This window comes from Andreprevotia chitinilytica DSM 18519, from assembly GCF_000711875.1.
GTDB lineage: Bacteria > Pseudomonadota > Gammaproteobacteria > Burkholderiales > Chitinibacteraceae > Andreprevotia > Andreprevotia chitinilytica.
In genome coordinates, this window is record NZ_KL543993.1 from 40,522 (window position 1) to 60,495 (window position 19,974).

The 19,974-nt window shown below is 54.4% G+C and carries 18 protein-coding genes, 1 tRNA gene and 1 pseudogene; 13 read left to right on the forward strand and 7 right to left on the reverse strand.

Annotated features, from left to right (window positions below):
* The first annotated feature begins 74 nt into the window (after window positions 1–74).
* The 9 genes from BR41_RS21835 (at window position 75) to BR41_RS21875 (ending at window position 9,351) form a co-directional block, all read left to right on the forward strand.
* Complete coding sequence (locus BR41_RS21835; RefSeq protein ID WP_051711613.1) at window positions 75–851, forward strand: trypsin-like serine peptidase; 777 nt, start codon at window positions 75–77, stop codon at window positions 849–851.
* A 92-nt stretch (window positions 852–943) separates the two neighbouring features.
* Complete coding sequence (locus tag BR41_RS21840) at window positions 944–2,200, forward strand: glutamate-5-semialdehyde dehydrogenase (protein ID WP_035061585.1); 1,257 nt, start codon at window positions 944–946, stop codon at window positions 2,198–2,200.
* A gap of 29 nt (window positions 2,201–2,229) precedes the next feature.
* Window positions 2,230–2,427 (forward strand): hypothetical protein, encoded by a 198-nt coding sequence (locus BR41_RS21845; RefSeq protein ID WP_035061588.1) that lies wholly within the window; start codon window positions 2,230–2,232, stop codon window positions 2,425–2,427.
* Complete coding sequence (locus BR41_RS21850; protein ID WP_035061591.1) at window positions 2,424–3,032, forward strand: ATPase; 609 nt, start codon at window positions 2,424–2,426, stop codon at window positions 3,030–3,032. The genes BR41_RS21845 and BR41_RS21850 overlap by 4 nt, the downstream gene beginning before the upstream one ends.
* Window positions 3,029–3,661: a nicotinate-nucleotide adenylyltransferase gene (gene nadD, locus BR41_RS21855; protein WP_035061593.1), complete on the forward strand. Its 633-nt coding sequence runs from the start codon at window positions 3,029–3,031 to the stop codon at window positions 3,659–3,661. The genes BR41_RS21850 and nadD overlap by 4 nt, the downstream gene beginning before the upstream one ends.
* A 149-nt stretch (window positions 3,662–3,810) precedes the next feature.
* Window positions 3,811–4,182: a ribosome silencing factor gene (gene rsfS / locus BR41_RS21860; RefSeq protein WP_035061596.1), complete on the forward strand. Its 372-nt coding sequence runs from the start codon at window positions 3,811–3,813 to the stop codon at window positions 4,180–4,182.
* 170 nt (window positions 4,183–4,352) lie between these two features.
* Window positions 4,353–5,279: a sulfate adenylyltransferase subunit CysD gene (cysD, locus tag BR41_RS21865; protein WP_035061598.1), complete on the forward strand. Its 927-nt coding sequence runs from the start codon at window positions 4,353–4,355 to the stop codon at window positions 5,277–5,279.
* A 117-nt stretch (window positions 5,280–5,396) separates the two neighbouring features.
* Complete coding sequence (gene cysN, locus BR41_RS21870; RefSeq protein WP_035061601.1) at window positions 5,397–6,839, forward strand: sulfate adenylyltransferase subunit CysN; 1,443 nt, start codon at window positions 5,397–5,399, stop codon at window positions 6,837–6,839.
* Window positions 6,840–6,924: 85 nt separating this feature from the next.
* The gene (locus BR41_RS21875) at window positions 6,925–9,351 is read left to right on the forward strand and encodes an O-linked N-acetylglucosamine transferase family protein (RefSeq protein ID WP_084187525.1); all 2,427 of its coding nucleotides are present in this window, start codon (window positions 6,925–6,927) and stop codon (window positions 9,349–9,351) included.
* Window positions 9,352–9,392: 41 nt separating this feature from the next.
* Here the strand turns inward: BR41_RS21875 and BR41_RS21880 are convergent, their stop codons facing one another.
* From BR41_RS21880 to BR41_RS21905, 7 genes and pseudogenes are all read right to left on the reverse strand, one after another.
* Window positions 9,393–10,295 (reverse strand): ABC transporter ATP-binding protein, encoded by a 903-nt coding sequence (locus tag BR41_RS21880; RefSeq protein WP_035061605.1) that lies wholly within the window; start codon window positions 10,293–10,295, stop codon window positions 9,393–9,395.
* Entirely contained in the window at window positions 10,292–11,056 is a 765-nt protein-coding gene (locus tag BR41_RS21885) for a hypothetical protein (protein ID WP_156970875.1), read from the reverse strand. The genes BR41_RS21880 and BR41_RS21885 overlap by 4 nt, the downstream gene beginning before the upstream one ends.
* A gap of 83 nt (window positions 11,057–11,139) precedes the next feature.
* On the reverse strand, window positions 11,140–13,560 hold the full coding sequence (locus BR41_RS21890; RefSeq protein ID WP_035061611.1) for a tetratricopeptide repeat protein: 2,421 nt from the start codon (window positions 13,558–13,560) through the stop codon (window positions 11,140–11,142).
* A gap of 10 nt (window positions 13,561–13,570) precedes the next feature.
* A complete protein-coding gene (locus BR41_RS21895; protein WP_035061614.1) occupies window positions 13,571–14,449 on the reverse strand; it encodes an ABC transporter permease in 879 nt (292 codons plus the stop codon).
* Window positions 14,450–15,061: 612 nt separating this feature from the next.
* Window positions 15,062–15,409: a hypothetical protein gene (locus tag BR41_RS24475; RefSeq protein ID WP_156970877.1), complete on the reverse strand. Its 348-nt coding sequence runs from the start codon at window positions 15,407–15,409 to the stop codon at window positions 15,062–15,064.
* 98 nt (window positions 15,410–15,507) lie between these two features.
* Window positions 15,508–15,609 (reverse strand): annotated as a pseudogene (locus tag BR41_RS25345) (prepilin-type N-terminal cleavage/methylation domain-containing protein); the annotation flags it as partial.
* 116 nt (window positions 15,610–15,725) lie between these two features.
* The gene (locus tag BR41_RS21905; protein ID WP_169741353.1) at window positions 15,726–16,877 is read right to left on the reverse strand and encodes an O-antigen ligase family protein; all 1,152 of its coding nucleotides are present in this window, start codon (window positions 16,875–16,877) and stop codon (window positions 15,726–15,728) included.
* Window positions 16,878–17,164: 287 nt separating this feature from the next.
* Here BR41_RS21905 and BR41_RS21910 point away from each other — a divergent pair.
* The 4 genes from BR41_RS21910 (at window position 17,165) to BR41_RS21925 (ending at window position 19,974) form a co-directional block, all read left to right on the forward strand.
* Window positions 17,165–17,240 (forward strand) — tRNA-Thr (locus BR41_RS21910).
* Between the two features lie 194 nt (window positions 17,241–17,434).
* Window positions 17,435–18,424: a quinone oxidoreductase family protein gene (locus BR41_RS21915; protein ID WP_035061624.1), complete on the forward strand. Its 990-nt coding sequence runs from the start codon at window positions 17,435–17,437 to the stop codon at window positions 18,422–18,424.
* 21 nt (window positions 18,425–18,445) lie between these two features.
* Complete coding sequence (locus tag BR41_RS21920; protein WP_084187527.1) at window positions 18,446–19,051, forward strand: YqiA/YcfP family alpha/beta fold hydrolase; 606 nt, start codon at window positions 18,446–18,448, stop codon at window positions 19,049–19,051.
* Window positions 19,048–19,974 carry a Dyp-type peroxidase gene (locus tag BR41_RS21925; RefSeq protein ID WP_035061626.1) on the forward strand — a complete coding sequence of 309 codons (927 nt, stop codon included), beginning with the start codon at window positions 19,048–19,050 and terminating at the stop codon, window positions 19,972–19,974. Before BR41_RS21920 ends, BR41_RS21925 begins: the two co-directional genes overlap by 4 nt.

A 19,974-nucleotide genomic window follows, 5' to 3' on the forward strand; every position in this document is an offset into this window, starting at 1 on the left:
CCAAGTAATATCGCGGTTCAAGTAGAATTCAAAAACGGGGGCGCTGCCCCCGTTTTTGTTTTGCAAGGCAACCCATGACTCGTTTTCTTTTCAGCATCCTGCTGTTCCTCGCCGCCACCGTACGCGCCGACGAAACCCCGGAACAACGCAAGATCCTCTTCTTCGGTCACGATGATCGTCAGTTCATCGCCGCACCTTATCCCGCACCGTTCGCCGCCATCGGCCGGCTTGAAACCCACGCCGGCAGCACCTGCACGGCCACACTGGTCGCACCGGATCTCGCCGTCACGGCAGCGCATTGCTTCCTGATGGAGCCGCGCAAGATCGACGATGGCGAATGGTTCAAGACCGGCGCCTACAAAGACCAGTACACCGCGCGCTACAAGGTGCTGAGCCAGACTTTCCACCCGCGCTTCAAGCAAGGGCTGCTGTACAAGGGCGACGACCTTTACATCCTGCCCGAGGCCTCACCCTACGATATCGCCTGGCTCAAGCTCAAACTCGTCGATGGCAAGCCGCCGCAACCGATGGCGATGTTCAATGGCGACCGCAAGGCATTGCAAGCTGCCATCAAGACGGCCGGCGCGGTTGTCACCCAATCGGGCTACGCCGGCGATCATGAGGACGTACTGACCGCGCATCGTGGCTGCAAGCTGACCAAGCTGCGCCCGGACAACACCATCCTGCACCGTTGCGACACGCTGTCCGGCGATTCCGGCAGCCCCATCTGGCTGGATACGCCCAATGGCCCCTTGCTGATCGCCACGCAAAGCTCGGCACCGGACTGGTTCAAACGCAAGATGGTCGACAATATCGGTGTGACAGTGCTGCAGACGCCGAAGCGGCCTTAACCTGTTAGACGAATGCGGCCGCTGTATGCCGCGCCATCAAGACGATACAATGCCTTGATCTGATTCGATTTCCCGCCTACCGGGGCAAGCCCATGGACATCAAGAACTACATGCAAGACGTCGGCCGCCGCGCCCGTGCCGCCAGCCGCGACATGGCAAAGGCCAGCACCGCCGCCAAGAACGCCGCGCTGAACGCCATCGCCGACGCCATCCTGCGCGACGCCGCCGCGCTGAAAGCCGCCAATGAACAAGACATGGTGCAAGCCCGTGCCGATGGTCTGGAACCGGCCCTGCTCGACCGCTTGCAGCTCTCCGACAAATCCATCGAAACCATGGCGGAAGGCCTGCGCCAGATCGCCACGTTGCCGGACCCGATCGGCAATATGGGCGATTTCAAATATCGCCCGTCCGGCATCCAGATCGGCAAGATGCGCGTGCCGCTCGGCGTGATTGGCATCATCTATGAAGCCCGCCCGAACGTGACCGCCGATGCAGCGGGCCTGTGCATCAAATCCGGCAACGCCACCATCCTGCGCGGCGGCCGCGAAGCATTCCATTGCAACCAAGCCATCGCCAAACTGGTGAAAGAAGGCTTGGCCACTGCTGGCCTGCCAGCCGCCGCCGTGCAAATCATCGAAACGCCGGATCGCGCTGCGGTCGGTGAACTGATCACCATGACCGAATTCGTCGACGTGATCGTGCCGCGTGGCGGCAAAGGCCTGATCGCCCGCATCTCCGCCGATGCTCGCGTGCCGGTGATCAAACATCTGGACGGCATCTGCCACGTCTACCTTGACGACGAAGCCGACCCGGAAAAAGCCATCCGCATCAGCGACAACGCCAAGACCCATCGCTACGGCACCTGCAACACGATGGAAACGCTGCTGGTGAACGAGAACATCGCAGATCTGATCCTGCCGAAACTGGCCGAAGTCTACGCCGCCAAGGGAGTCGAGCTGCGCGGCTGTGCCAAAACGCGCGACATCCTGCCGCACATCGTCGCCGCCACCGAAGAAGACTGGAGCACCGAATATCTGGCACCGATCCTGTCGATCAAGATCGTTGGCGACCTCACCGAAGCCATCGACCACATCAACACCTATGGCAGCCACCACACCGATGCCATCGTGACCGAGAACTACACCAAGGCCCGCCGCTTCCTGCGTGAAGTGGATTCGGCATCGGTGATGGTCAACGCCTCGACCCGCTTTGCCGACGGCTTTGAATATGGTCTGGGCGCTGAAATCGGCATCTCTACCGACAAGATCCACGCGCGCGGTCCGGTCGGGCTGGACGGGCTGACCAGCGAGAAGTGGATCGTGCTGGGAGATGGCGAGGTTCGAGCCTGATCCGCAAGTTGATCCGAGGAGGGAACGATATGCAGCTGCAACCTGGTTACTTGCTGAGACAGGATGAGCCTGCCGACGAAAAACTGCAGGCACTCATGCACGAGGTCGCACTGGCCGCGCAACTGCGCTCTGACACAGCAAATGCGCTTTGGCAGCGGCACTTGGCAGATGAAATGGCCGCTGCGCAAGAACGCTACATCAAGTTGACTGTGGCCAAGCCGGCATGACAGAGCGCCCTCGTCTGATTGTAGTTGCCGGACCAAACGGCTCGGGCAAAACGTCGATTACCGAGCAAATTCTGCGCCACCAATGGTTTGATGGCTGTGTCTACGTCAACCCGGATCTGATTGCCCGTGACGAATATGGTGACTGGAACGCACCAGATGCAATCCTGAAAGCGGCGCAACGTGCACAGGCAATACGGGAAGAATGCTTGCATGCGCGTCGGAGTCTGGCCTTCGAAACCGTCTTCTCTGCGCCGGACAAACTTGATTTCCTGCAAGCGGCACACCATGCGGGCTTTTTCATCCGTATTTTCTTTGTAGGTACCGACCATCCCGCCATCAACGCCTCGCGCGTTGCTCACCGAGTATTGGAAGGCGGGCACGACGTACCCATCCCGAAAATCATCAGTCGCTATGCGCGCTCCATCGCCCAATGCGGCCCGGCTGCGCTGCTGGCTGATCGTTGCTACGTTTACGACAATTCCGTCGATCGAGCGGATCCTCACTTGATATTCCGTACCGTGAATGGCGCCATCGTCAAAACATATGGCGATATCCGGGCATGGGCCCAACCCCTATTTGACAGCCTGCCTCACGCAGCAGAATGACATCAGCCATCGGCATCTACGGCGGCACCTTCGACCCGATCCATTACGGCCATATCGCGCTGGCCAGTATGCTGCGCGATACCTTTGCCCTACCCGAAGTGCGCCTGATCCCCACTGGCCACCCGCCGCATCGGCCCGACCCGCCGGTCACGCCACAACAACGCTTCGCTTGGGTGCAACAAGCACTCGCCGATGAAACCGGCCTGATTGCCGACGATCGCGAAATCCACCGCGCCGGTTATTGCTACACCGTCGATACGCTGGAAGCGCTGCAGCAAGCCCAGCCGGATACGCTGCTGGTGTGGCTGATCGGCGGCGATTCGTTCGCCAATCTGCCCTCCTGGCATCGCTGGCGCACGCTGCTGGAACTCGGCCACCTCGTCGTCGCACCCCGCCCGGAGCACGATTTGGCTGCTTTACCCGTTGAAATTGCTCAAGAATTCGCCAAGCGGCGGGTTTCTGCTGCGCGCCAATCGCTCGCTCGCGGTAAAATCAGTCTATTACCGAGCCCGCTGATGGCGGTTTCGTCTACCGGATTAAGAGAAAAACTCGCGCGCGGCGAAGACGTCAGCGCCCTGACCCCGGTGGCCGAGGCCGTGATGCACAGCGGGCTTTATTGTCCTCAATAAAGGCCGCCAACAAAATCCAGCGTAGCGGTGCTGGCAAGGCGTGCGAAACGCAGACAGTACATTTCGTACGGCAAGTGAGCACAACACAGCCAGCAGGATTTTGTTTGCGGCCCCAAAACGGACCCAGACATATGAACACAGGAATACACATGCACGAACAAACCCAAGCCATGCGCGATGTCGCCATCGTTGCGCTCGAAGACATCAAGGGCAAGGACATCCTCACCCTCGATACCACCACCCTGACCGAACTGTTCGAGTGCATGATCGTCGCCACTGGCGATTCGAACCGTCAGGTGCGCGCACTGGCCAACAACGTCTCCGTCGAACTGAAAGCCAAGGGCTATGAGATCGTCGGCACCGAAGGCGAAGAATCCGGTGACTGGGTCTTGGTCGATGCCGGCGAGCTAGTTGTTCACGTCATGCTGCCGGCCGTACGCGACTATTACGACCTGGAGCAGCTGTGGGGCGGCCAGAAACCGACCTTCAACCCGCTCGGCAAGAGCTGGAGCGCGGTCTGATCTAACGGCCGTATTGGCCGATAAGTCGCATCAGTACTGAAAAGGCGGGTCTGGCAACCCGCCTTTAAAACATAAAAACATAACTACAGATTCTTTTTCTTTTATCCGTTTTTTGGATACATTTGCGAAATTGAATCAATCGGCTCGTTAAGAGCCCTTGTCGAGTCCGCATGAACAGCATTAGTGAAGCCCGCCTGACCCATCTCAAGCAGCTGGAAGCCGAGTCCATCCACATCATCCGCGAAGTCGCCGCCGAGTTTGAAAACCCAGTGATGCTGTATTCGATCGGCAAGGATTCGGCCGTGATGCTGCATCTGGCGAAAAAGGCATTCGCCCCGGGCAAACCACCCTTCCCGCTGATGCACGTCGACACCACCTGGAAATTCCAGGAGATGTACAAGCTGCGCGACAAGCAACAGGCCGAAGGCTGGAACCTGATCACCTATGTGAACGAAGAAGGCGTAAAGGCCGGCATCAACCCGTTCACCGCCGGCTCTGCCAAGCACACCGACGTGATGAAGACACAGGGCCTGAAGCAGGCGCTGGATAAATACGGCTTCGATGCGGCCTTTGGCGGCGCCCGCCGCGACGAAGAAAAGAGCCGCGCCAAAGAGCGCGTCTACTCCTTCCGCGACAAGTACCACCGCTGGGACCCGAAAAACCAGCGCCCCGAGCTGTGGAACATCTACAACTCCAAGATCGACAAGGGCGAAAGCATTCGCGTGTTCCCGCTGTCGAACTGGACCGAACTCGACATCTGGCAATACATCTTCCTGGAAAACATCGACATCGTGCCGCTGTACTACGCCGCTGAACGCCCGGTGGTCAACCTGAATGGCACGCTGGTCATGATCGATGACGACCGCATCCTGCAGTACCTGACGCCGGAACAGAAAGCCAGCATCGAGACCAAATCGGTGCGCTTTCGCACGCTGGGCTGCTACCCGCTTACCGGCGCGGTCGAATCCACCGCCGCCACGCTGCCGGAAATCATTCAGGAAATGCTGCTGACCACCACCAGCGAGCGCCAGGGCCGCGTCATCGACCACGATTCGTCCGGCTCGATGGAAAAGAAAAAGATGGAAGGTTATTTCTAAGCCATCGCGCCCTTAGGGTGGGCTAGCCGCGTTGCGGCCTAACCCCCCCCCCCACGACACAACTGCCTGGCTGGTTAGATCACAGATGACTAATCCGCCTCACATGAGCCAGATACCATGTCCCACCAGTCCGACCTGATCGCCAGCGATATTCTCAGCTACCTCAAGCAGCACGAGAACAAAGACCTGCTGCGCTTCATCACCTGTGGCAACGTCGATGACGGCAAATCCACGCTGATCGGTCGCTTGCTGCATGACTCCAAGCTGATCTTCGAAGACCAGCTCGCCGCGATCCAGAAGGACAGCAAGAAGTACAACACCACCGATCAGGAAATCGATCTGGCATTGCTGGTAGACGGCCTGCAAGCCGAGCGCGAGCAAGGCATCACCATCGACGTGGCCTATCGCTACTTCAGCACTGATAAACGCAAATTCATCATCGCCGACTGCCCGGGTCACGAGCAGTACACCCGCAACATGGCGACCGGCGCCTCTACTTGCGACCTCGCCATCATCCTGATCGATGCCCGCTACGGCGTGCAGACGCAAACGCGCCGCCACAGCTTCATCGTCAGCCTGCTTGGCATCAAGCACGTGATCGTCGCCGTCAACAAGATGGACCTGGTCGATTTCTCCGAAACGCGCTTCAACGAAATCAAAGCGGAATACCTGACCTTCGCTGAACAACTGGCGATTCCGGACATCCGCTTCGCCCCGATCTCCGCCCTGCGTGGCGACAACGTCGTGACCGAGTCCGCGCTCACGCCGTGGTATGACGGCGAAACGCTGATGAAGCTGCTGGAAAGCGTACAGATCAACCGCGACGCCCAGCTCGACGCCTTCCGCCTGCCGGTGCAATACGTCAACCGCCCCAACCTCGACTTCCGCGGCTTCTGTGGCACCATCGCCGCCGGCCACGTGCTGCCGGGCGACGAAATCGTCGCGCTGCCGTCAGGCAAATCCAGCAAGGTCAAAGCCATCGTCACCTTCGAAGGCGACCAACCTGCCGCCTTCGCCGGCCAAGCCATCACGCTGACGCTGGAAGACGAAATCGACATCAGCCGCGGCGACACGCTCGTGCGCACCGGCGACACCCACCCGCACATTTCACAAGCATTCGACGCGCATATCGTGTGGATGAACGAAAGCCCGCTAGTCCTGGGCAAGGAATACGCCTTCAAACTCGCCGGCAAAAACGTCTTCGGCCGCGTCACCCGCATCCAGCATCGGATCGACGTCAATACGCTGGCACAAGCTGAAACCGGACAACTGGGCCTGAACGAGATTGCGCTGGTTTCAGTTGAAGTAAACGCGCCGGTCGTGTTCGATGCCTATGCGCAATGCCGCGGCACGGGCAGCTTTATCGTGATTGACCGGCTGAGCAACGCGACGGCGGCGGCGGGGATGATTCTGCAAACTGCGACGTCATCCGACACAGCGGGTGAGGCGGACGAACTGGCTCGCTTGCGGGCGTTTGAAGTGGAGCTGAATGCCTTGGTGCGGAAGCATTTTCCGCATTGGGGGGTGAAGGAAATTGCCCCACTTCTAAAAGCTGAATGACCGCCTAGATGCTGTAGCAACATCTCTCGTTTCAAGGCATTATATTTTGTATCATTAAATCTGCGCATTTTAGCCAGGAAAATCGATGAGCCTGAAATCCGACTTGCTTACACAAGCCACAAGCGCACATCAAGCAAATCAGCTTGATCGAGCAGAGCTTCTATATAGGCAAGTGCTTTCAGCGGACCCGTATAATGCCGATGCAATTCATTTTCTTGGCTTATTGTTGCATCAACGAGATCGGCGCCACGAAGCATTGCTAATGATGGGCTACTCGGTCCAGCAAAGGCCAGAGCACTCAGATTTCTGGCGTAATTATGCGCTAGCACTAGAACAAGTTGGCCGGTTCGATGAAGCGGTTATTGCGTACCGTCAGTTGGTTTCCCTTTCGCCACAAGATGCTTCCGCCTCCCTTGGGCTAGCGAAAGTGCTGTACGCCACGTGGCAACAAGATGAAGCCGAACTTCTGGTCGACAAAATCCTTGCGGAACTCCCAGAATTTATTGATGCGCTATTTCTAAAATCCAAACTATTGCTTCGTGCCGGGCTTGTGCAAAGTGCGCTCAACAATTTTGTGAGCATAGCCAATCAGCAACCCGGGCATCATTCAATTTATCCTTGGATTGAAAGGTGTTTGCTCATGTCTGGGCAAGTTGATGCCGCTCAAGAAATTGCCGAGCATCGATATTTGCAAGGCTTAGATGAAACGATTGAAGCGAGTAATGCATTACTCTATGCTTTGCACAGCAACAAATATTCAGAAATAGAGATATTTGAGCGTCACAAATCAATTGCAGCCAGGCTCTATAATAAATATACGCGCCTAGCCCCTCCTATTACGCGCACCAGCGCAAATCATCCCAAGAAGATTGCTCTAATTGGCGGCGAGTTTAATTTTCACGTCATGCAGTATTTCTTATTGCCGCTCGTGAAGAAACTTGACTTCCAAACAAGGCATTGGGTTGCATACCACACAGGCGATACCGATTCGGTCACCAGCGCCTATCGAGAAGCAGGATTGACGGTTATAGATATTAGAGGGCTATCTGACACAGACGTCGCTCGGCAAATTCGGAATGATGGAATTGATGTCCTTATTGATATAAATGCACATAGTGGACAAAGTCGCCTGGGCGTGATTGCACGCAAACCAGCTCCTATACAGCTTACTTGGCTTGGATATGCATATGGCACAGGCCTAGAGGCAATGGATTATCGGATTACCGATCATCGTATTGATCCTCCTGGGCTAACGGAATATTTGCATACCGAAAAACTGCTTCGCCTTCCCGTCGCACTGCCTTTTGAACAGCCTGAGGATGCGCCTGACGTCTCGTCGCTACCAGCCGAACTGAATGGATTTATCACATTTGGTGTATTCAACAAGCCGGCTAAAACGAGCTGCATGTTACCCGTTTATGCCGATATCCTTGTTCGCGAGCCTGATGCGAGGATGATTATCTTCGCGCAAGATTGGGAGAAAAACCCTGATCTTGTCGATGCATTTCTGTCGCCCTTCCATGAGCGCGGCGTTGCCAATCGTGTTCGTTGCATTGGTTCTGCTGCATTGCACACCTTCCTCGGAAATATTGCGGACGTAGATATTGCTCTCGATAGTTATCCCTATTCTGGAGGCGTAACAAGTTTTCACACCCTTTGGATGGGAATCCCAATTATCACCCGCCGTGGCAATACACCGATCTCCCGTGTCACTGCATCAATTGTCGAGACTCTTGGCTACTCAGACTGGATTGCAGAAAATGACGAAAAATTCGTGGAAACTGCACTGAATTTAGCGCAAAACCGAGCCAAATTAAGTACAATTCGCAATACACTCAGACATAAATTAGCAACTTCGGCATGGTGTGATATAGATGGGTTTGCGTCTGCATTGCAGACTACGCTAGATATGTTACCTGCCCCCTCTCTTCGCCAAGAAAATTGGGGTAAGATTCTCAATGATCAAGCAAAAGTAGTAATTAATATAGGCTGTGGAAGCAAGAGCAATCAAAGCCTATGGCTTGGCTATTCAACAGACACTTGGCAAGAAATTAGGTTTGACATTGATCCAGCAGCAGAACCCGACCTGCAGGGTAGCGTCGATGACTTATCGATGATTCCAGATGGCGTTGTTGATGCCGTTTGGAATAGCCACAATATTGAACATCTACCAGCGCACAAAACACCAATAATTCTGGCCGGCTTTTTCCGCATCCTCAAACCAGGTGGAGAGCTACGTATGCGCCTTCCAGATCTGAGTACTTTGGGTAATCATATCGCTCAAGGCAAATTAGATCAGGTAGTCTACGAATCTGCAGCTGGCCCCATCCAAGTTCTGGATATTCTTTATGGGCACAGTGAATCCATTGCTCAAGGTAATGGCTTTATGGCGCACAGAACAGGCTTCTCAGCCCAAACTCTTCACGACGCCATTTCGCGAGCAGGGTTCATTCAAATTGACATTAAGACGATCGGCTTTGACTTGGCTTTGCACGCAATCAAGCCAATCTGAAATTACCGAAGCCAAGCTCAATCGGTAATTTCAATAATCAGTCAAACATCAGCGATTGAACTTTCTTTTACCACCGTCATAAAAGCTCGTTCTAACGACAAGCCTGGCTTCACCTCGATCAAATGATGGCCTGCGGCTTGTATTTTCTGCAAAGTCAACCAGACGTCACCAGGCTCGACCTCAATCCACCAGCGCCCGCCGACATCTGCCTGCATTTCCGCTAACGGCGTATTACCTTCACTACGTATTTGCACCAACCCACCATCTGCGACAAGCTCCACAGGACTTCGAACCGTCCTCAGTTCACCTTTATGAATCAACCCAAACCGGTCAGCAAGCCGCTCGACGTCATGCAATACGTGAGAAGAAAAGAAAATAGTGCCACCACGCTGACGAAAAGCCATCAATATGTCCACAACATCCCGGCGCCCAATCGGATCCAAACCAGAAAGGGGTTCATCCAAAATCAGCAATTGTGGCTGCAATGCCAACGCATGAGCCAACGCAGTGCGTTGCGTCATGCCTTTGGAAAATCCGCGGATAGTCTTTTTCGCAACGTGGGCGATACCAAACTGTTCCAACCACGCCATACAATGCGCTTCAGGATGATCTAGTTTGAGCCCTTGCATTTCAATACCAATTTTCAATATCTCAAGCGGGCTTAGATAATCCGGCAAGTACGGATTTTCTGGCACATAAGCTAAACTCTTCCGTGCTTGGTAGTTGGCGCAATTAATATCAAATAGCTTAGCCGTACCGGCATCAGGTCGAATCATTCCGGTAAGTATCTTAATCGTCGTGCTCTTTCCTGCACCATTGGGGCCAATGAAGCCAAATGCCTCTCCTTGCTCAACACTCAGCGATATATTCCTTAATGCACTCAACTTGCGAAAACGTTTATCTCGAAAGCTTTTGCTGATTCCCTGCAAGCTGATAGCGGTCATTTATTCACCATCGTTTTGATCTGCTGCCGTTTGCCAGCAAAGTCTGGATGCCCATTTTTATCAAGAATATAACCAATGCCAGTCGGATCAATGGGAAGAGCCTTTAACCCACCATAACCAACCAATACGTCCAAATTGCTAGGCACTTGGTTCACTGTCGCACGAAATTCTCTTTCTGCATTTTTCAATTGAATAAGGCCGTCCACACGCAGAGCCCTCGCCTCAAGATAACGCTTGAACCTTTGATCCCTGCTTTGCTGAGCCATCGCACGCAGAACCGATAATGCTTGCAGCGGGTCAGGTGTTTTCTCATACCAACGGGCCGCCATGGCTTGTAAACCAAGACGGTTTGTGCCAGAGCTACGAGCCGCCGCAATATCAATCGAATGCGCCGCAGACAAATAGTCACCTTGAAAATATTGCTGCGTGAATCCAAGAAAGAAGGGAGGCAAGGCATCAAATGTGCGAGCTTGGGTTGCACGCTGCAAAACCTCAATGGCCGAATCCACTTCCCCCCCCCATGGGAGAATCCCTGCTGCAAGATAATAGTTATCTTCTTGCATAGGACTCATCAAGCTAGCATCCACTTGCAATGCACCAAGCACATGCATGGTTTCCTCATCCAACTGCCCGGTGCCAACCAACGTCGCTCGGAAAACGTCAATATTAGCGGCCAACGCTTGATCACCTGTAGCGCCAAGTATCTGCAATGGAACAGGCATTCTTACTCGCAATTCATCCACAGGGCGCGGGCGCTGCATCTGGTCGCCGATCCTGACAGTTTCGCTAAATGTCAGTACCAACAACGACAAGGCTACGTACGCAGGGATATGTCTCAGCCAACTCATATGTCAGCGCCCCCCCCCCAACCGAACCAATCTTCGTGCGCCCCTTCCTCAATCAATATCGAGATGCGCTCAGCGACGCGTTGTGCCTCAATAACCATCCCTTGGCGTTCAAACAAATCTTGCATATGGCGCCAAATCGGTAAGACATCAGAACCAAGATGCATGGCTTCACTAGCCCAACGCAAAGCGCCATACACGTCATCACGAGCCAATAGCAGTCGCGACAACGTAAGCATGGCACCAACGTGCTTATTGTCCACTTTGATGAGGTGATTCAGCGTTGTTTCAGCAGCTTCTAGCAGCCCGGATGCAATTTCTAACCGCGCTTTCACGCCGAGAACAGCCGGACGCTGACTTTGAGCTGCAATTTCGTTCAACAGACTAAGCGATGTCTTTGGATCCGCTTTTGTATCAGCGGCACGTAAAAACGCCTCCAGCACGTTAAATGGGGCATCGATCAGCTGCTCATGCACCGCCCCAGAAGAGTTCGGCTCGATGAACTTCGGATCCACGGCCTTATGTCCACTCAATTTTTCCAACCATTCACACATGCGCGTGATTACTGGCCGCCAATCTGCAACACGATTTTGGCGGAATAACACGACTGAGTCATACCAATCCGTTTTCTCTCCTGCGGTCCCCCAACGCCAATCTGGCGTAAAGGGAATCAGCGCCCAAACTGGCTTACCCAACGCCCCAGCCAGATGCACAGGCATAGAATCAACACTGATCAATAGATCCATCTGTGCTATCACGCCCGCCAAATCGGCGAGGTCATCAATACGTTGATCTATTCGCACCACGTTGAAATTAGACGGCAAATAGTCGAGCTGGATATCCACCGGCCCCTTTTGCAAAATGTAAAACTCAATGCCCGGTATTCGCCCCAGCGGCATCAGTTCCAGCAAATGGACCGAGCGGAAATGATCCCCCAAGTGAGCAGCATTGCCGGCCCAAACCAACCCTACCCGCAATCCCCCGTCTATTAGCCAAGGCTTCGTACGTTCAATAACGGATGAGTTTAGAGAGAAATAAGCCGACCCTTCTGGCAATGGTTTATTTAGCACCCTTGGCAAGCTCATCATGGGCAGCTGAAAGGTAGGCACAAGGGGGGGGGGCTCTAGCGCATCATCTGGGCTCACTTCGCTAAACCCATCTGCAACTAACGGCACTCGGGGCGAGTCTGTCTCATCAGGCTCGCCATCCTCAAATGACAACGCACCCAACAACGCGTACAAAGCCTGTGCAAAATCGAAAGTTAATCCCCCAACCTTCGAAATGACATCGGGCAGGTATCGCAGCATCTGGATCACATCACCGAGCCCTTGTTCCGTGTGGATCACCAACATTTCCGGCGTTACAGCGCCGTCCCATACTTTCAGCCCGCTGTAATTATGCTCACGTTGCGCCATGCCAGTACCGGACTGAAACCTACTCTCCCATGCTTGCCACGCTTCCTCGTAACGGCCCAGCAAAAATAGGACGTGGGACCGGTTATAGTCGCCCATGCTCTGCAAAGGATAAAGCGCCGTCATTCGATCATTTTCGCGCAACATTTCCTCATATTTGCCGAGGCGATAGTAAAGCAAGGACCGAAATCCCATGACCGTTGCAGGATCTGGGCTCTCTGCTTCCAGCCTCGCAAAATCTGCCAGTGCAACGCGTTCCATACGCGCGATTGCATAGGCTTGAGCGCGTAAGATTTGCTGGATAACAGACAAAGTGTTATTTGCTTGCTGCTCTGTCTCGCGCACCAAAAACAGCAATTCAGGCCAAAGTGCTACTTCATTTAACAGCGATGCCAAAGCAATTTTCGTTACAGTTGACTCTGGAGGATGCACCAGAAGAGGCTGAAGCGTATTGATTGCGTCTGATCGGCACCCCATTTTGTGTTGAGCAGATGCCAGCCAGATGCGGACATTCTCGTCATCTGGATGAGCCCCCAGATAGGGTTCAAACTGGTCTACCGCTTTTTGAAAGAAACCTCGATGGTGATCGAGACGCGCCAACAATATGCGTGGCCGGGTCTCGTCATCCCAACGAGACTGCAGTAACAACACCCATCGCTCAGCCAGCTGAAAGAGCGACGAGTCAAGGAGCTCATGCGCTACGGTATAAAAGGGCAGGCGGTGAGTCGTCGTGCAGTCGTCGACAACGGATCCCGCCTTTGCATCGAAACCATTCGCCAACAAAGAAATTCCGACTTGAGCAGATGCTTCGCCAGTCCAAAAGGGCTTTTTCGCATATTTACGCCACGCTTCGTACAGCGCATCAGATCGGCCGTATTGGGCCAACAGTCGTAACCAGCCCATCAACTCTTGCATTGTTTCGGGTTGCAAGAGAAACGGTGGCTTCCCGCTCTGCAAATGTCGTTGTAAGCCTGCCAACTGGGCGACAAATCGTTGCTTGTTCTTCATACCGTATCAGTCAGCTCTCGAATTGACGCCGATTGAAAACCTGCACCGCCAGCCAGAGCAATAGTGCGGAAAACACCAGCGCTTGCAAACTGACATTTACAATTTGTGCCACTGGTATTGGCAAGTGGTATAAGGCCACGCCCCGGATATCTAATCTACTCAAATCCGGGAGCAGCCAATGAATGAGGTCTACCAGTTTCGCAAAATTTGCTTTGATTGACGCGTCTGCCGTTTGCGTTGCCAAATATGCCATGACCGGCCCCAGCAGACGGGCCGACACCGCAAAAGCCCCCCCCAAGACCAAAGGCAAATAGGGCGTTGTACTGAATGCTGTCATTGCTATGGTGAAAGCCGCCACAACCGCCAACTCTAGCCACAACATCATCACTACAACCGGCAGCTTGGTAATATCCGGTGGTAATGCTTGCTTGTAGCCAAGTAACTCCGTGCCAGCCATCAATACTGCCAAGCCCGACAGGACAACCAAGGAACCAAGTGCAAGCAGCAAGATGCCGAAATAGCGCCCAAGCAAATAACTGTATCTTGGGCGCGAATACGCCAGCATAAACAATACAGTGCGTCGATCAATCTCACGACTGATCAAGTCCTGGCACCAAAACAGCACCATCATCAATCCGATCATCCGGATGCTGCTGATTGAAACATCCAGCATCACAGTCTGCGGCTGACGGCCGGAGAATGTTCCCGCGAGAACGGATGCGCCCACCATCCCCACAGCAAAAATCAGCAGTATCCGGAAACTACGGCTGCGATGTCCCGCCAACAAGGTAGCTTTCAGTTGCGCCCACATAACAGTCCAATCAGGAAAGAAAAATGGAAAATTTGCCAAGAGATCATTATGAAAACCGGCTGCAGCATGCCGCTTCATCTGTTTTCTATGCAAATAATTGTGTCAGATCACGGCTGTGCGAAAAAGAAAAATAGATATGCACCACCTAAAGACCAGCAGTGGCGCATGGCAGGTACCGCAAATGCTCTGGCAACGCAAGGCAATCTTAGGTGCAGCCATTACCAGTAGCATTCGGCACGAGCGTGAAGCCCGTCGAAGTATTTGGAGGTGTCTGACACTGTGCCACCGCACCACCTCCAGACTGCGATCCGAATGTCGTTGTACCTTTAGAGTGACCGGTCTGTACTGACACCTGAGTGCTATTCTCTGCATATGCCAAACCAACGCCAGCGGACATATTAAATGAGAACGCCGTCAGAACATACGAACTCACAGGCACGGCAGTCACAAGTTGAGGGGTCGTTTGGGGAAGAAACGTGACAGCATCTACCATGCCCCCCATCAAGACCAAGGGAACGGCCATGCCAGCGATTTTGATACGGATTTCCATGGGGCACCCCCAGAGCAAACAACCCTACTCAAAACCATACAAAACCCAAAGGCGTGAAGCCGATCTGGTGCTTTGCTTCATATCCCATGAGGGAGGGCAGAACGCTCCACCCTCCTCAAGGACAAAAGAACCGCTATCGATTAACTGCAACCACTGCCAGCGGTAGATGGAGCTGCTACCGAATATCCGTTAGCAGTACTAGGCGTTGCATTGGTAGTGCAAGGTGCCACCGCGCCACCAGTCGAGTTAGCGCCAAACGTCACACTGCCCTTGATGTTACCGGTGTTGATGACGACATTGGTCGGGCTTTCCGTATAACCCAGCCCCACGTTGGCGGACAAACCAAAAGAAAAAGCCGCTACAATGAAGCTACCTGTAGCTGCCGTTTGCGTAGTAGCAGTCGCGGTCGGGGCGATCGTTCCGGCATTGGCTTGCATTGCAAGCACAACAGGAATGGCAAGACCAGCAATCTTCAAGCAAGTTTTCATTTTAATCTCTCCCCGACTTACTGTTGGGCGTTGGCAATAGCGGCAGTCAGGAAGTTACGGTTATCAGACTGTGCAGCCTTGTCGTAACCTTTTTTCTGATATGCCGAAAATTGCGGGATAGCAATCGCGGCCAGGATGCCGATGATTGCAACCACGATCATCAGTTCGATGAGCGTGAAGCCTTGTTGCAGTTTTTTCATGATGACCTCTGTTGTCACGTTCGTCTCAGAATCGACCCAGGAGCAGGGAACACTTCCTCCGAAACTGGATCGCCTTGCGAGGTATAGCATGCAAGTACTATGCCAAGTATGAAAAACTAGCCCTCCACCGGACGAACTGCGTCGCGACCCGATGCATCCAAAAGTGAATGGGCCAAGGCAATCAGCATGACGAAACAGGTGAACACAGCCCCCCTCGCCCCGTCATCAGGGCCATTCTTAATGACAAACACCCCCAATATAAGCAAGCCAAATGTCGCGGCAGGCACATTCAAGGTTATCTGCCGAGCGAACCTAAGTGCACTACCAAATATAAATACCAGCAGCAATGCGACACCAGGGTACCCAGTTTGCAATAGCGCATTTAGAAATACGTTATGCCCATGTGAAAACCAAAGTGTAGGCAGCCCTTTTGGAAGTAATCCTAAATGACCTACCACCCCAGCCGGCCCTCCCCAACCCAAGCCCCAGCCATACCAATGCCCAAAATCGAGAAAGAATCGAATCCAGTTGCTGTAAATAATCCACCGTTCTGTTTTGGAAAATGTGTCCCAAAGTATATTCCCATATTGAAAATACTCATTTCTGATATCAATCACAAAAACCATGCCTACGAAATAAAAAACCGCACCAACGAATAGCATCAATCTATTCGAATAGAAGCGTGGTCGATCATATAAATATAGAAGCGTGCCGCAAAAAATCACCATTACTGCGAATGCCAGTTCTAAAATTCGGGAGAACAGTAGACCGCTCGCGACGTAGTGCGCCAGGAACAGAACGATCCAGTCCTTGCGCGCCCACCCGAACTGGAACGCCGGCATGCCCCTGAACACCCACCCACACAAGAGCACGGGCGCAATCGCCGCAAGCAACGTACCAAACATCACAATATCGATAACTTGCGTGCTCAACCAACTGAAATAGAAATAATCAGGCCAAAGTAAATACAAAGTACGCAACAGCATTGCTGCCAGACAGCTCAAGATCAATGACTTAAGCAACGTAACAACCGGAACACACGCCAAAGGAATACCGATACGCACCAGCAGATACCCAAGAATCGAAGGAATAACATCAGTCTTGACCGTCAGAACACTGAGGTGCGGGTAGAGCGACCACGCACAGGATGCCACCCTCCAAATACAAAATAGGATAAAAATGTAGTCATATAAATTCAGCCTCCTCATTGACTGAGAAAATCCATTCAGCATCAATAAGATCACAAGAAATCCGGCAGCTATGATCATGACAATCTCAGGCCAAACCCCAAATGGCAAGATTGCCATAAGCATCGCGAATACGGAGGCGGAAAACCACGGAGCTGGAAAAAGTATGCTCGTCAATTTATGGCTGTCCTTCAAGAGCTTCTGATCCAACGTGCGAGGCATCAGAGATTAAATAATTTGATTATCCGATTTGATGTTAGCACATATGCATATTCAATTTGAATAACGACTCTCCTTGCGATCGCAGACCTTTACAGCCGCGCCCGGGCTTGGCCTTAGGTGGCACACCTGTTAGAATCTTGCGCCATGCCGTTGTAGCTCAGTCGGTAGAGCAACTGATTCGTAATCAGTAGGTCGAGTGTTCGATTCACTTCAACGGCACCAGCACTTCCCAAGGCCCGCGCAAGCAGGCCTTTTGCTTTTCCGTAACCATCTGCTGCCGCTGCCACGCAGTAAGTGACGGAAATTGTCACCTGCCGGCTCAAATCGGCCACCTTGACCAAAGATGTGAATTCGCACGATCGGCATAAGTGACATTTGCTCTCTAAAATGAAGCAAATTCTGATGGAGCGCCTTCCATGCCGACCCCGCAGCAAACCTCCCTGATCCGCATCCATCAACATGGCGATTCATCGGTGCTGTGCCTTGAGACCGAATCGCTGCCAGAAGTCGGGCCGGATGACGTGTTGATTCGCCAGACTGCGGCGGGCGTCAATTTCATTGATACCTATCACCGCTCCGGCTTATATCCCCTGCCCTTGCCCAGCGGGCTTGGTGTGGAAGCGGCGGGTGTGATCGAAGCGGTTGGTGCCAACCATGTGCGCGAGTTCAAGCCGGGGGATCGGGTTGCGTATACGGGCGGCACGCCTGGTGCCTATGCGGCCTGGCGGGTGATGCCGGCGGCCAAGGTGGTGCCGGTGCCGGCGACGATCTCGGATGAGGTCGCAGCGGGCACGCTGTTGCGTGGGATGACGGCACAGTATCTATTAAAGCGAACCTTCCCGGTCAAAGCGGGGATGACGGTGTTGATTCATGCCGCGGCCGGCGGGGTCGGGCAAATTGCTTGCCAGTGGGCGCGAGCACTCGGCGCAAAAGTGATCGGCACCGTGGGCGGGCCGGAGAAAGCGGCGCAAGCAGCACGTTGGTGCGATCTGGTTGTCGACTACGCTGCAGACGATTTCGTAACGAAGGTGCGTGACTTCACGCACGGTGCGGGCGTGCCGGTGGTGTATGACGGCGTTGGCGCGGCGACTTTCGAGGGCTCGCTCGATTGCCTGTCACCACGCGGCATGCTGGTGAGCTTTGGTAATTCGTCCGGCCCGGTGCCGCCATTTGCACCGGGCATCCTCGCGCAAAAGGGCTCACTATTCTTTACCAGGCCGACGCTGGGGCATTACACCCTCACCCGCCAGGAGCTGATCGATACGGCAGAGGACTATTTCACGGCCGTATCACGCGGCAATGTCCATGCCGAGGTGCGTCAGCGCTATCCGCTGGCAGAAGCGGCGCAAGCCCATCGCGATCTGGAAGCGCGTCGGACCACCGGCTCGACCATCCTGATTCCCTGATTGATTCACTGACCGGACGCCATGACTCCCCCGCATCTCGTTTACTTACACGGTTTTCTCTCCAGCCCGTTTTCGCAAAAGGCGCAGGACATTGCGGTCTGGATGGCGGAGCAACATCTCGCCGACTACTTCCACTGCCCGCAGTTGCCGATGGAGCCGGTCGCGGCTGGTCAGTTGATCCGGGAAACGGTCGAGAAACTGCAGGGTGAGCGAATCTGCTTTGTCGGCAGCTCGCTGGGCGGCTATTTTGCAACGTGGGCGGTCGAGGAATTCGGCGGGCGGGCGGTATTGATCAATCCGGCCGTCAAACCCTATGAGCAACTGAAGCATTACATCGGGCCACAGCGCAATTACCAGACCGGCGAGCTTTACAGCATCGAGCCGGGCTTCGCCGATGCATTGCGTGCCTACGACCGGGTGCCGACGGATCCATCACGTTATTGGCTGCTCACACAGACCGATGATGAAGTGCTCGACTACCGCGAAGCAGTGACGAAATTTGCAGCCTGCCGCCAGACCATCGAGCCGGGCGGCAACCACGGCTTTGTCGACTTCCCGCGCTGGCTGCCAGAGATCTGGGCCTTCGCGAATCAGACCGCCGATGCGACTCTCAAGGAGACCCCATGACCCCACAAAGCGGCATCCTGCCCGACGCCTCTACCCATGCCCTGTTCGTATCGCTACGCCGCCGCATCGGCCGCCGTTTCGATGCCGCCAGCAGGCGAGCGTTGTCGCAACTGCCAGCCAAGGTGGCGGCGAAACTGGCTAACGGCGGTGTGGCCTTGGGTGTCGTCGCCATTGGCCCGGATGCGTGGAGCGAATTATTTGATGGCAATCGCCCGGCTCAATTGCGCCCGTTTCCGCGCATTGCCGGGGCAATCCATCCGGCGCCGGTCAGCGATATCGACTTGCTGCTGCATTTGCGTGGTGAGCGGTATGACTTGCTGCATGAGCTGGCCGACCAGTTTGTCGCCGGCGTGGCGGATTGGCTCGAAGTCACCGAAAGCATCCCAGGCTTTCGCTTTCACGGCGGCCGCGACCTGACCGGCTTTGTCGATGGCACCGAGAACCCGCAGGGCAAGGAGAAAGCCGAAGTCGCCCTGGTCGCGGCTGACGATCCGGACTGGGCTGGCGGCAGTTATCTTCATATACAACGCTACGTGCACCGCCTGCAGACGTGGCGACAACTGGCAGTCAAGCAGCAGGAAACCATCGTCGGGCGCACCAAGGAATCGGACGAAGAATTGCCGGATGACGACCGCCCGCTTACCTCGCACGTGAGCCGGGTCGTGATCGAAGAGAAAGGCGAGGAGCTGGCGATGCTGCGCCGCTCGATGCCGTACGGGTTGCCGGGTGGGGAACAGGGCCTGTATTTCACCAGCTATTGCCATACGCCTTTCGTGTTTGAAAAAATGCTGGCACGGATGATCGCTCCTACCAGTGACGGCCGTGTCGATCACATGCTCAACTACACGCGCGCCGTGACCGGGGCCGCCTTGTTCGCCCCCAGCATCGAAAAGCTCGAATCGCTCGCCGAGCCCAAGACCTGA

What these genes read in the sequence shown, in the direction of transcription:
- BR41_RS21885 (WP_156970875.1), bottom strand. Translation starts at nt 11,056, where the DNA reads ATGCAGCGCCCGCGCCCTGTGGATGAATTGCGAGTAAGAATGCCTGTT.
- BR41_RS21915 (WP_035061624.1), top strand. Translation starts at nt 17,435, where the DNA reads ATGCCGACCCCGCAGCAAACCTCCCTGATCCGCATCCATCAACATGGC.
- cysD (WP_035061598.1), top strand. Translation starts at nt 4,353, where the DNA reads ATGAACAGCATTAGTGAAGCCCGCCTGACCCATCTCAAGCAGCTGGAA.
- BR41_RS21895 (WP_035061614.1), bottom strand. Translation starts at nt 14,449, where the DNA reads ATGAAGCGGCATGCTGCAGCCGGTTTTCATAATGATCTCTTGGCAAAT.
- BR41_RS24475 (WP_156970877.1), bottom strand. Translation starts at nt 15,409, where the DNA reads ATGAAAACTTGCTTGAAGATTGCTGGTCTTGCCATTCCTGTTGTGCTT.
- BR41_RS21905 (WP_169741353.1), bottom strand. Translation starts at nt 16,877, where the DNA reads ATGATCATAGCTGCCGGATTTCTTGTGATCTTATTGATGCTGAATGGA.
- BR41_RS21835 (WP_051711613.1), top strand. Translation starts at nt 75, where the DNA reads ATGACTCGTTTTCTTTTCAGCATCCTGCTGTTCCTCGCCGCCACCGTA.
- BR41_RS21890 (WP_035061611.1), bottom strand. Translation starts at nt 13,560, where the DNA reads ATGAAGAACAAGCAACGATTTGTCGCCCAGTTGGCAGGCTTACAACGA.
- rsfS (WP_035061596.1), top strand. Translation starts at nt 3,811, where the DNA reads ATGCACGAACAAACCCAAGCCATGCGCGATGTCGCCATCGTTGCGCTC.
- cysN (WP_035061601.1), top strand. Translation starts at nt 5,397, where the DNA reads ATGTCCCACCAGTCCGACCTGATCGCCAGCGATATTCTCAGCTACCTC.
- BR41_RS21845 (WP_035061588.1), top strand. Translation starts at nt 2,230, where the DNA reads ATGCAGCTGCAACCTGGTTACTTGCTGAGACAGGATGAGCCTGCCGAC.
- BR41_RS21925 (WP_035061626.1), top strand. Translation starts at nt 19,048, where the DNA reads ATGACCCCACAAAGCGGCATCCTGCCCGACGCCTCTACCCATGCCCTG.
- BR41_RS21875 (WP_084187525.1), top strand. Translation starts at nt 6,925, where the DNA reads ATGAGCCTGAAATCCGACTTGCTTACACAAGCCACAAGCGCACATCAA.
- BR41_RS21840 (WP_035061585.1), top strand. Translation starts at nt 944, where the DNA reads ATGGACATCAAGAACTACATGCAAGACGTCGGCCGCCGCGCCCGTGCC.
- BR41_RS21920 (WP_084187527.1), top strand. Translation starts at nt 18,446, where the DNA reads ATGACTCCCCCGCATCTCGTTTACTTACACGGTTTTCTCTCCAGCCCG.
- BR41_RS21850 (WP_035061591.1), top strand. Translation starts at nt 2,424, where the DNA reads ATGACAGAGCGCCCTCGTCTGATTGTAGTTGCCGGACCAAACGGCTCG.
- BR41_RS21880 (WP_035061605.1), bottom strand. Translation starts at nt 10,295, where the DNA reads ATGACCGCTATCAGCTTGCAGGGAATCAGCAAAAGCTTTCGAGATAAA.
- nadD (WP_035061593.1), top strand. Translation starts at nt 3,029, where the DNA reads ATGACATCAGCCATCGGCATCTACGGCGGCACCTTCGACCCGATCCAT.